Source organism: Sporomusa sp. (assembly GCF_035561255.1).
Taxonomy (GTDB): Bacteria; Bacillota; Negativicutes; order Sporomusales; family Sporomusaceae; genus Sporomusa.
In genome coordinates, this window is record NZ_DATMXX010000061.1 from 1 (window position 1) to 12,575 (window position 12,575).

The window sequence follows — 12,575 nt, forward strand, 5'->3', positions numbered from 1 at the left end:
ATCTTTTGATTCTTTACTTTTTTTCTTAATATAGCCAAAAAACTGTCCCATAAATTCTTCCCAGATTTTTACTACTGCCTCTTTAGTCTGGGGGGATTGGCGTCTAAGTTCGATACTCATATCAATAGCCTCATGCAACTCGCGGCGCGCATTTGAAATTTTCTGATGCAACAATTCAACAGTAGCCAATTTTTCCTCCCGACAACACTTATTACCTGGAAGCGGCCTGTGCCTATATAGAACGTGTTCAAGTATTTTGCAAGCGGATGGTGTGTTGTCAACACACCATCCCGATGCATCTGCAAACTACTTACTGCGGAATATATACATTAGCTTAGGTAGAACTTTCTTCCGGTGCAAGTGGCCCAGCCTCTCCCGGATCATCAAGGGAATCTTTAAAGCGTTCAAACTGGGCTTCACTTACCAGATCCTCAATATCTTCACGCATACCGCTGAATAATCCTTGAGCCTGATCGGTCAAACCGAGCACACCCTGAACTGTCTTAACCGCCAGGGGGCGTAGTTTTTCCCGGACGCTTGGCAGTAAAACGGCCCCGACAACAGCTGCTCCTAACCAGAAGGTCAGGTCTTGGCCTGTACGCATTTTGATCTCGTGGTTAACACGGCGTTTGCTTCTGGTGAAACTATTCATGTCCGGACTTTGTTCAACTAATTCGGTTAGTTCAGATAAATGAAGTAATTCTGCCCGTTCCTTACGGATCATCTGTTGTAGTACCCTGCGGGCGTAAGGATCTGTTACAGTGCTTAATCTCTGTTCATAACTATGTATTGCACCAAGCTTGGCACGAAATACCTGTTCAAGCCCCATGACTGTTTCATCATTGCTGGTTCCCAGGGCTAACTCACGCATACGCTGTCTTCGGCTGTAGCGCATATCAGAGCGGGCCTCACGCCTGGCATCATAACGCGGATCGTAGTTGTAGTCAGAGCGTGCCTCGCGCTTATCATCATAACGCGGGTTGTAGTTGTAGTCAGGGCGTGTCTCGCGCCTGGTATCATAACTCGGGTCGTAGTTGTAGTCGGAGCGTGCCTCGCGCTTATCATCATAACGCCGGTCGTAGTTGTAGTCAGAGTGTGCCTCGCGCTTATCCTCATAACGCGGGTCATAGTTGTAGTCAGGGCGTGTCTCGCGCTTGGTATCATAACGAGGATCATAGTTGCAGTCGGAGCGTGCTTCACGCCTGGTATCATAACGCGGGTCGTAGTTGTAGTCAGAGCGTGCCTCGCGCTTATCCTCATAACGCGGGTCATAATTGTCATTAGATCGTGGTTCACGTTGTTCATTATAATTAGCGTCAGACCGTGCTTCTATATCAGGCATTATATCCCTCCCTATGAGCATTATGCAATAGTGTAAACAAGAGTATTGTTTCCACGGTTATCCATATTATGCAGTATTTACGCAACCAGAAAATTGTTTTTTATGGTACACATATTGACTAAGTATACAACATATACTATAATAAGTTTAAATGATAATGATTATCGGTATCTTCAAGGAGGCTTCTGATCTATGTCAGCATATTTACAGCCGATGGATGCGCTATTAGTAGAATGCAAAAGAGATATACGTTGGGAGTTCCATCAAATATATACTCGAATTCGACCGGAAGAAATAGAGCGGTTAGCTGAAGGTCTGCTTCACAAGACTACCCTGGAATGGCCAAGCGCATTATATGAACTGCAAAAAGGCAAGATGCATAGCCGGCTGCTAAAACATTTGAATTTTCATCTCCGGCGATACGGTTTTTCAGCAGAGACGGAACTGGTTTTCAGAGGCCCTTTTCCCTCATTCTCATTAAGACCTTTACAGGCAATTATTGAGGAACATCGTACCTCATTACGTACGGCCAAGTGTATTGAATGTCTGGGCAATAAAGTCTGGGATCACGCCCTAAAGACTGCCAAGAAAAGATTGATCCCTGTTCATGTCAATGTTGCAACATGGGCACTGGATGCTTGCGGTTGCTCGCCTAAACAGCAGCTGGCAGTTGCTCTGGCTGATCTTGGGCAACGGATCAGGGGCAGCATTATTAATTTTTTGTTTGCCTGCGAGGCCTTACTCATTGAGCAGGTTCAAGAGCAGTTTCTGCAGTACAAGACAAATTTGCATTTGCCTATTTCAGGGGCTGCCGTATAAACACAAGCATCTTCCATATAATACTTCTAGCAGGGCGTTGGCTTTGCTAGACACAATAATCCCAGTGTCTGGGATTATTTTTATTTTACGATATTTTTACGATATAAAACCAATATCGATTGTCTGCCATTTTATCTATTGGGAGTCTTTATACCTCAAAGGAGGAACAACTTTGTCTACAGGATCCCCACATATTGTCCATAAATTACCAGGACGCATTCGCCTGTATTTCCCCCGGCTTAGGTTTAATCCTGGCTTTGCTTCTTCTATGGAAGCATTTTTAAAGAATCAGACCGGGATTAAAGAATGTAATGCCAATCCTAAATCAGGGAAAATATTAATCCTATATGACCCAATCAGGATGTCTGAACAGAGCTTATGCTCTTTACTCCGGCGATACAACTGTGAGGGTTCAAGTCAAAAAAAAGCTATTATAGACAAAAAAAATATAGAAAAGAGAAAACCTTTTGAGTTAGAGGATATGGCCATTCCTACTCAAATTGCCCTGGTTGCTCTTGGCGGCGTTACCCTGCTGTATTATTTATTTAAATATTTCTGCCGTTACAGCCCTATCTCTATTGGCATGGAAAGGGTAACAAGTCTGATCACATTGATTACAGCGATACCAATACTGCGTAGTGGCTTGGAAAGTATTATTTTACAACGAAAATTAAACAATGAAATCTTGATCGGCTCAGCAACGCTTCTGTCTTTATTATTACGTGAAGGAGCCACCGGGTTAGTTGTGGTCTGGCTGGTTAACCTGAGTACCTTAATAGAAACGCTAACACTAGACAGATCGCGTCGTACGATTCGCACAATGCTTGAAGGAAACCAGAAAAACGCCTGGATTGTTGTGAATGGGCAAGAGATATCAATTCCAATAACCCAGTTACAGCAAAATGATACAGTTACAGTAAAACTAGGCAGTAAAATTCCGGTGGATGGGACCGTGGTTGAGGGCGTAGCAGTTGTAAATCAGGCTGCTTTAACAGGGGAACCGATACCTGTTTATAAACACCCGGGTGATCAGGTGCTGGCAGGCTCTACCATTGAGCAAGGCACTTTATATATACGGGCTGAAAGAGTAGGTGATCAAACCTCTGTGGCCCGTATTATTCATCTTGTTGAACAGGCAACCCATTCCAAGGCCCCGATCCAGAGGATGGCTGACCAATATTCGGCCCGGATTATTCCAGCCTCCTTCCTTCTGGCGTTTATTGTATTTTTATTGACCAGGGATATACGCCGTACCATGACAATCCTGATTGTTGCCTGTCCCTGTGCAGCCGGACTGGCAACCCCGACTGCACTCAGTGCCGCCATCGGTAATGCCGCCAGCAGGGGTATTCTCGTTAAAGGCGGCCGCTATCTCGAAGAAGCAGGAAAAGTGGATTTTCTGTTATTTGATAAAACAGGCACGCTAACTGAGGGGAAACCCGCAGTAGTCGAAGTAATCCCCGTTCAGCAGAAATATGATGCTGCTGCTATTTTAACGCTCGCCGCTGCCGCTGAGGCTAATGCCAATCATCCGCTTGCTAATGCGATTAAAGCGGCTGCTGAAAAACGGGGGATAACCCTCCCTGTTATTCCTAACAGTGAAATGACTGTGGGGAGTGGTGTTAAGGCCATTATCAATGGCAAAGCGATCCATGTTGGTAACTCACGGTACTTAAGTGAGATGGGGGTTAAGATGTCACCGCGAATTCCGGCATTAATCTGCGATTTTGAAGAAAATTCAACGCTGGTATATGTTGGCAGCGGGACTCAGGTGGTAGGCGTTATTGTTATCCAGGATGCGTTACGGCACAATGCAGCCAAGACTATTTGCGATCTTAGAGCAGAGGGTATTATCAATATCGGGATTGTCAGCGGCGATACGGAGGCCGTTGTCCAGGAAACAGCAAATCAACTGGGGGTAAAGACAGCCTGGTCTAATATGCTCCCACAGGATAAATTCGAATTAGTAAAGTCCTTAAAAAATAAAGGCCATGTGGTTGGCATGGTTGGTGACGGGGTTAACGATTCCCCTTCCCTGGCACTGGCCGATGTTGGTGTTGCCATGGGGGTAGGCGGAGCCGATGCGGCTATTGAAACAGCCGGGATTGTGCTGCGTGAAGACAATCCGGAGAAGATCGTGGAAGTAATCCGCCTTGGAAAACGGTCATTGATAGTGATCAGACAGAACTTCCTTTTTGCCATTGGGGCTAATATCCTTGGGTTAGGATTGGGATCAGCCAAACTGATCTCGCCTTTTCTGGCAGCTATTTTGCATAATGCCAGTACCCTTGCGGTAGTACTTAATTCCACACGACTGCTTTCCTACGCACCGGACCGGGTGAGTGAGGAAGACACGTGCTGCCCTGCCGGGGATGACGGCTATACACTTACCTATGAACCAGAATCGCCGGAGCCGAAACCATAAATGGTTTAGCTTAATACTGAAGGCCCTGAACTGTGGCGGAGTTCAGGGCCTTCTTTTACATTGAAGAAAGTTTTTGATAATTTTACTATTTCTGGCAGGTGGTTAGTGGCAAATGTCGAATAATGTTTAATTAATAATTATTATTCAACGTTTACTAGGTAAGATATGGCAGGCAGTCGGAAAATAAAGAACAGGACGGAGGATGTTGTATGTCGCGAAAACCATTTACCGTTATGTTTGGCGGGCAAGCAGGCTATGGCATAATGAGCGCAGGCATGATAATTGCCAAAGCGGCAGGCCGCAATGGATTGTGGGCATTCGTAGTTAATGAGTATCCTTCATTAATCAAGGGCGGGCTTAATACCTGTACAGTAAGCTTTGACAGCAGACCGGTAAAAGCCCATGAGGAGCGGTTAGACTTTTTAGGGGCATTATCCCAGGAGGCCTTGGATCAGAACTATGAGAAGCTGGTTGAGGAAGCAGCAGTTTTATATGACAGTGAAGCAGTCAAGCCCAATATGGCAAGAGTTCCGGCAGGGGTGAAGCTATATCCGGTTAATCTGCTTGGGTCCCTTACCGGTGAAGCGGCTAAAGTGATGGCAAACAGCGCTATGCTGGGCGCCTTTTGTGCACTGGCCGGTTTTCCCCTGGCGATCATAGCCGGGATAATGCGAACAGAATTTAAAAAAGAGAATATTCTCCGGCAAAACCTGGCGCTGCTGCAGCAAGCATTTGACCTAACCCGGCAGCAGTATGCAGAGCACAAACCATTTCCGCTGGTTTTCCAGCCTGATGGTGAGAAAAAGATGCTCCTGAACGGTAATGATGCCATAGCGATTGCTGCCCTAAGAGCAGGGGTTAAATTTGCTGCCGGTTATCCCATGACGCCGGGTTCAAGCGTTCTAACCTACCTGGCTGATCATGCCACAGAATATGGCTTGGTGTTTAAACAGGCTGAAGATGAAATTGCAGCAGTCAACATGCTGATTGGTGCCGGTTTTGCCGGTGTCCGCAGTATTGGCGCCACCAGCGGCGGCGGCTTTGCCCTGATGACCGAGGCCCTGGGGTTTGCTGCCCAGGGAGAAGTACCTTTGGTCATCGTTGAGGCTCAGCGGGGCGGTCCCAGTACCGGCTTACCCACCCGTACTGCCCAGGCTGATCTGAACTTTGTTGTATATGCTTCACAGGGGGAATTCCCGCGCATTGTTGTTGCGCCTGGTGATATCGAGGAATGTTTTGCTGAAACGTTTCGCCTGTTTAATCTTGTGGAAAAATATCAGGTGCCTGGTATCATCCTGACAGATAAGTATTTGGCTGATTCCAGCGTGATCCATACCTATTTTGCTGAGCAGGGGCTCACTATTGAGCGCGGTAAGCTGGTAGATGAAGCCTGGCTTGGTGAACATCAGCCTTATTTACGTTACTCGATTACCCCGGATGGGGTTTCACCGCGGGCAATCCCCGGACAAAAAGGCGGGAGGCATATTGTTACCAGCTATACCCACGGCGAAGACGGTTTTTATAGCTCAGGCAACCGTGAATATGCTCAAACAGAGCCGGAAGTAACTGCTGCCGGCCTTGATAAGTTGTTCAGTAAGGTGCCTGCTATGCTGCAGGATATTCCCGGCATCAAGCTTCACGGTCCACGCGAGGCCGAACTTACGGTGATTGGCTGGGGTTCCAGCAAAGGAGCCATTTTAGAGGCGATAAGCACGCTAAACCAAGCAGGCAGGCTGGTTAATTTTCTTCAGATTTTATATCCGTCGCCATTCCCAGCCGAAGCAGTGCAGTCGGCCCTGCAATTGAGCAAAAAGACATTGCTGGTCGAAGGCAATAAAACCGCGCAAATGGCTGCCATGATCCGGGCTTATACCGGTTTTACCGTTGATACCTGTTATTTAAAATATGACTCACGTCCCTTTAACCCTTCTTTACTACTGGAAAAAATAAAGGAGGTACTCGCTTAGATGGATGCGTTAAAAACACAATATGTCCCGACCTGGTGTGCCGGCTGCGGTAATTTTGGCATATTTACTGCGTTTAAAAAAGCAGTCTCGCTGTTGGCGCTGGACCCGGAGCAGCTTGCCCTGGTAACCGGGATTGGTTGCTCCAGCAAGATTGCCCAATATCTTAATACCTACCGGATTGAAACCCTCCATGGCCGGACACTGCCTGTTGCCACCGGTGTCAAACTGGCTAATCATCAGCTTACTGTCATCGCCGAAGGCGGCGATGGAGACGGCATGGGTTTGGGAATGGGGCATTTTATTCATACTGCCAGGCGTAATCTTGATATTACCTATATCATCCACAATAACCAAATATATGGCCTCACGAAAGGTCAGGCTTCGCCGACCAGTGATTTAGGTACAATTACAAAATTCACTCCTGCGCCACAAGGCAATGTGGAACAGCCGATTAACATTGTTCAGATGGCCTTGCAGGCAGGAGCTACCTGGGTTGGCAGGTCAACTGCCGCTGATCCCCAGCTTGCCGATATGATGGCCCAGGCAGTAAAGCATAAGGGCTTTTCGGTGCTTGATATTCTCCAGCCCTGTGTGTCTTTTAATCATGTTAACACGTACAAATGGTATCAGGACCGTGTCTACCGGTTGGATACGCTGCCAGAGTATAATCCTGAGGATTATGCTAGAGCAACGTCTGTCGCCGGCCAATGGGGGGATAAGATTCCTATTGGTGTATTTTATCATACTGAGCGGCGGACATTTGAAGACTCGTTACCGCAATTAGCCAATACGACGTTAGTTAAACAGACCTTGGAAAATATTCCGGTCTCTTTGTTGATGGATGAGCTGGCATAATCACTTTGCAATTTTTCAATACTCTTCGTCTCGGTATGAGACGAAGGGTTTTTGTTTTTCTCAGGCACCTTCCGGCAACCAAAAATAAACGGAGGTGGGAATAGTGATTGAAGAAGATCAATGAGTAAGCTCATGGTATAATTAAATCATGAGCTTACTCATGATTTATACTCCCAGGAATAGTCATTAGAAACAGTCTCAAAAATCGATAGGCTGAAACCGGGGAAACAAATCGTGTTTAAGCAGAGACGTAGTATTTTGATAATCAGATCCCTGCGGCAAAAATTTGGGCTGTAGGCTAATAAGGGGGAGAAACGTGAGAACGATTCTGCGCTGGCTGCTGCAATTGCTATTTAGAACCAGGGTAATTGGCAGAGAGAGGTTCCAGTTTAGCGGCCCAAGCATTATTATGCCTAACCATGTTTCGTTTCTTGATGCAATCTTTTTATATGCGTACCTACCCCGGGAGGTCTACTTTGTTGTCAACACAACAATTGCAGCCAGGATTTCTTTTATCCTGCAGTGGGTCAACCATACAACTGTCGACCCGCTTAGCCCCTATTCGGTCAAGAAGATCGTCGGGGTTATCAAGGCCGGACACCCGGTGGTGCTGTTCCCTGAAGGCCGGATCACTACTACCGGCAACCTGATGAAGATCTATAGCGGTGTGGGCTTTATTGCCCTAAAAACAGGTGCGTTTATTCAACCTGTGATTTTTCGCGGACCGGAGCGATCCCGGTTGTCGCGGATGAAAACCAAGGTCAAAACGCAATGGTTTCCGCAGGTAACCATCTACGTTGCTTCACGGGAGCAACTTTTGGCTGCTGCCGGCCAAAGCTTTCGTCTGCAGAAGCGGGAGATCAGTGACCGGATACTGCGTTTGTTGCAACAAACCATGTTTCAGGCCAGGCAACAGCAAGACAAAACCACAAATCTTTTCGATAAATTACTGGCTGCCGGGCAAATCCATGGCATGGGAAAGGATATGGCCGAGGACATCGGGGGAACGGTCAGTTATCGTCAGGCAATCATTAGCAGTTATGCTTTAGGGGCAAAGCTGCAGCCACTGTTACCGGGGGAACACCCTGTTGGGGTGCTGCTGCCTAACTCAATCGGGCACCTGCTTACGCTATTTGCCCTCTTCTGCATCGGCAAAACCCCGGCCATCCTCAACTTTAGCGCTGGCGCGGAAAATAACCTGGACTGTGCTGAGACCGCCGGAGTAAAAAAAATCCTAACCTCGCGGGCTTTTATCGCCAAAGGACATTTGGAAGAGTTGGCAGCACGGTTATCTTCCCGGTTTGAACTCAATTACCTGGAAGATAGTAAGCAGCAAATCGGTTTGGCTGACAGGCTAAGTGCCTTATATAACTATCTCACCCGGCAAACAGCCAGGGGAGATGCCGCCCTGATCCTGTTTACCAGCGGCAGTGAGAGCAAACCTAAGGGTGTGGTACTTCGCCATACCAATATCCTCGCGAATCTTAATCAGATCGCCAGTGTGATTGATTATACCCCCGGGGATAAAATGCTGAATGCTCTGCCGATGTTTCACTCCTTCGGCTTAACCGCAGGTACGTTGCTGCCTGTTCTTAGCGGTGTCCAGGTATTTCTGTATCCAACACCCTTACACTACAAAGCCATTCCTGAAATTGCCTATGACCGGAATGTCACACTGCTGTTAGGAACACCGACTTTTTTGCATGGCTATGCGAAAGCTGCCCATCACTACGATTTTTATAACCTGCGTTATGTACCGGCCGGGGGCGAGAAACTAAACGATGAAGTGCGCAGCTTGTGGCAGGAAAAGTTTGGTGTACGGATTTTTGAAGGGTATGGTACTACCGAAACGGCGCCGGTACTGAGCTTGAACACACCGCTGTTCAGTAAACCCGGGACAGTAGGCAAATTTCTACCCGGTATCGAATGGCGTACTGAGGAAATTCCCGGGATCTCTGAGGGCGGCAATCTTTTTGTCAAAGGGCCTAACGTTATGGCCGGGTATTTACTGCATGGTCGCGGCTTCGTGCCGGCCCCTGAATGGTATGACTGCGGTGACATGGTTAGTATCGATGAAGCCGGTTTTGTCAGGATCCGTTCACGGTTGAAACGGTTTGCCAAGATATCAGGCGAGATGGTTAGCCTGGACGCTGTGGAGAAAGCCGCTGAAAGCTGTTTTGGTACAGATCGCAACGCGGCCATCAATCTTCCCGATGCTAAAAAGGGCGAAAAGGTGATCCTCTACACGATGCACAAAGCTGCATCGAAACAACTGCTGCGGGAATTCATGAGTAAGACCCGGCAAAGTATGCTGGCAATGCCGGCAGCGGTCATCGTGGTTGATAAACTACCCCTGCTGGGCAGCGGGAAAATCGACTATGTAACTCTTAAGGGCTGGGGGATAAACGAGGTTAAAAAAGATGCTTAGGTTATCACCGCTAAAAGCGTTGTTTACGGCCCAGTTTTTATCGGCATTTGTCGACAATATGATCTTGTTTATTGTGTTGGCAATCATTAACCGGGACGGTTATCCGGACTATTACTTACCCTTTGTCCAGAGTACATTTTTGGTCTCTTATATTGTTTTATCGCCGTGGGTGGGTCGTTTCGCAGACCGCAAGACCAAGTCTGAAGTGCTGATTATTGGGAATATCGTAAAAGCCGGTGGGGTGCTGTTGTTGTTTGCTGGCTGCAATCCTGCATTAAGTTATGCGGCAGTAGGCCTGGGAGCAGTCATCTACAGCCCTGCCAAATATGGGATACTTCCTTTTCTTACCCGCAATGAGGATGAACTGCTTAGGGCCAATTCAGGCTTAGAAAGCTATACCATCCTGGCTATCTTAACCGGCTCTGTAGCCGGGGGGATGTTATCTGACCTGTCGGTATCGCTGGCGCTGAGTGCTTGTTTAGTACTATACGGAGCCTCGATTGCGGTTAACACCATGATTCCTAAGAATCCCGGCAACCGGAGTGTGGGTTATCGGCATGCAATTGGTGAATTTTACGCTGATATTGTCACCCTGCTTAGAAATCCCCAAAGCCACTATTCGCTGATCGGCAGCGGTTCCTTCTGGTTAGCTTCTGCCGTGCTGCGTATGATTATTTTTGCCTGGGTGCCTCTTATGCTGGGAATTACCAGCGGTACCTCAATCAGTCTGATTATTGCTGTAACCGGGGTGGGTATCGCGGTAGGGGCGGCAGTTACTCCTTATCTGATAACCATTAAAAACTATCACCGCACTGTCTGGTTCGGTTATGCAATGGGCGGGTGTATCCTAACGTTTCTTCTCATCGGGAGCCTTCACACTGCGATTGTCTTTTTACTGCTGATAGGGGTGTTGGGCGGCATCTATATTGTACCGATGAATGCTGCTTTGCAGCAGGTAGGGCAGCGTACTGTCGGGGAAGGAAAGACCATCGCCGTGCAGAATTTTTTTGAAAACTCCTTCATGTGCCTGGGCGTAGGCCTGTATACCTTTGCTGTCCAAAAAGGGGTTACCGTTCATAACGCCATCGGGGCTACAGGGGCTGTATTGCTGCTGTGTGTCAGTTATCTGCTTATATATAGTAAACTAGGTAAAAAAACCGATCCTCAGGCAGAGGACCGGTTCCGGTGAATTGCAAGTACAGATCAGCTGGCCGTGGGATTTAATGGCAGCCCTATTGGCGGGTAATAATGCGGACAAGCCGGTCGTAGAATATATATTCCCACACCCATTTCATAAATACGACAAAGCGATTCCGGAAATCGATTAAGCGTAGAATGTGGACAAGAGACCAGATTAACCAAGCTGTAAATCCTTTTAGTTTAATACGCCCCATGTGAACTACGGCTGCATTGCGGCCAATTGTTGCCATACTGCCTACGTCATTATACGAGAATTTTTCTAGTGGTGTTTCTTCAATGAGATGTTTAATGTTTTTGGCTGTAACATCGGCCTGTTGGATTGCCACCGGTGCAATCATTGGTAAAGGCCGCCCGGAATACTCGTAATGGGCGGAATCGCCGATAACAAAAACATCCGGGTGAGCCGGCAGTTGTAAGAATTCATTTACCATTGCACGTCGGGCCGGATCCTGTTCGATATTCAATTTGTCCAGAATAGGCGCGGCCTTGATCCCGGCTGCCCAGATGACTGTATGTGTGGGGATTATCTCCCCACCTTTGATAGTTAACCGCTCACCATCATAATCAGTGACCTGTACGCAAAGCCTGACTTCAACATGCTTGCGAATTAAGGTTTCCACGGTGGTTTCGCGTAATTCCTCAGGCATTGCTGCCAATACTTTATCTGAAGCCTCAACTAATACAATGCGAACCTCTTTAAAATTAAGCGTATGATATTCCTTGGCCATTACCAAATAAATTAATTCAGATAAGGCACCGGCAGACTCGACGCCGGTAGGTCCGCCGCCGACAATGATAAAGGTTAAGAGTGCCCGGCGTTTGTCCATATCTTTTTCATAGGAAGCTAATTCAAATTGATGGAGGATGTGGTTGCGGATGGTTACTGATTCATCCAGGTTTTTCATACCAAAACTATTCTTTTCCACAGATTTAATCCCGAAGTAGTTTGTAACGCCGCCGGTAGCTACCACCAGATAGTCATAATCTATTTCCTCAGTATCAAGTATCACCGATTTACGCTCAAAATCAATGGTGTTTACCTCGCCCATCCGGAAAAGAACATTTCTTTGATTCTTTATCATAGCTCTTATCGGGTAGGCAATATCATCAATGGATAATGTGGCAGTTGATACTTGATATAATAACGGCTGAAACAAATGATAATTATGTTTGTCGATTAGGGTTATCCGGACATCAGCTTTACTTAAAGCGCGAACTGCCCGTATTCCGCCAAAACCGGCCCCGATGATTACAACATGCTTTGCTTTTGGTTGTTCTGCCATAAGAATATCTTCCTCTCTTGATAGTAGCTATCGCAACTAGTCTTGCCAATGGTCATTAAGGTATTTTAGCAAGGTACTATACTGTAATCCAAGTACAATTGGTGGAAAGTTAATAACAGCTACTTGTTATATTCATACTATAAGCTGGATAAAGACAAATAAATAATATCTATTATGTATGGATACGATAGTTTCTAACAATCGTTGGTACAATATTGGATAGTGGTTTATCATTAGTTATGACACGGCCCCAGAC

Annotated in this window: 9 protein-coding genes; 6 read left to right on the forward strand and 3 right to left on the reverse strand. The window is 46.9% G+C overall.

From position 1 onward, the window contains the following. Positions 1-189, reverse strand: a 189-nt coding sequence (locus tag VN379_RS03220) for a hypothetical protein (protein WP_325530732.1), incomplete at its 3' end; no start/stop codon positions are given. 145 nt (positions 190-334) lie between these two features. Next, positions 335-1,342, reverse strand: a complete 1,008-nt coding sequence (locus VN379_RS03225) for a hypothetical protein (RefSeq protein ID WP_325530734.1) — start codon at positions 1,340-1,342, stop codon at positions 335-337. A 192-nt stretch (positions 1,343-1,534) separates the two neighbouring features. On the opposite strand from VN379_RS03225, the gene VN379_RS03230 reads away from it, so the two are divergent. The 6 genes from VN379_RS03230 (at position 1,535) to lplT (ending at position 11,025) form a co-directional block, all read left to right on the forward strand. Next, entirely contained in the window at positions 1,535-2,161 is a 627-nt protein-coding gene (locus tag VN379_RS03230) for a hypothetical protein (protein ID WP_325530736.1), read from the forward strand. Between the two features lie 172 nt (positions 2,162-2,333). After that, complete coding sequence (locus tag VN379_RS03235; RefSeq protein WP_325530738.1) at positions 2,334-4,586, forward strand: cation-translocating P-type ATPase; 2,253 nt, start codon at positions 2,334-2,336, stop codon at positions 4,584-4,586. 209 nt (positions 4,587-4,795) lie between these two features. Then, positions 4,796-6,553, forward strand: a complete 1,758-nt coding sequence (locus VN379_RS03240) for a 2-oxoacid:acceptor oxidoreductase subunit alpha (RefSeq protein ID WP_325530740.1) — start codon at positions 4,796-4,798, stop codon at positions 6,551-6,553. Beyond that, positions 6,554-7,408, forward strand: coding sequence for a 2-oxoacid:ferredoxin oxidoreductase subunit beta (locus tag VN379_RS03245; RefSeq protein WP_325530742.1), 855 nt, complete (start codon positions 6,554-6,556; stop codon positions 7,406-7,408). 316 nt (positions 7,409-7,724) lie between these two features. After that, a complete protein-coding gene (locus VN379_RS03250) occupies positions 7,725-9,836 on the forward strand; it encodes an AMP-binding protein (RefSeq protein WP_325530744.1) in 2,112 nt (703 codons plus the stop codon). Continuing rightward, on the forward strand, positions 9,829-11,025 hold the full coding sequence (gene lplT / locus VN379_RS03255; protein ID WP_325530745.1) for a lysophospholipid transporter LplT: 1,197 nt from the start codon (positions 9,829-9,831) through the stop codon (positions 11,023-11,025). The genes VN379_RS03250 and lplT overlap by 8 nt, the downstream gene beginning before the upstream one ends. A 43-nt stretch (positions 11,026-11,068) precedes the next feature. Here lplT and VN379_RS03260 read toward each other — a convergent pair whose 3' ends face one another. Continuing rightward, on the reverse strand, positions 11,069-12,319 hold the full coding sequence (locus VN379_RS03260; RefSeq protein WP_325530747.1) for an NAD(P)/FAD-dependent oxidoreductase: 1,251 nt from the start codon (positions 12,317-12,319) through the stop codon (positions 11,069-11,071). Positions 12,320-12,575 lie beyond the last annotated feature (256 nt).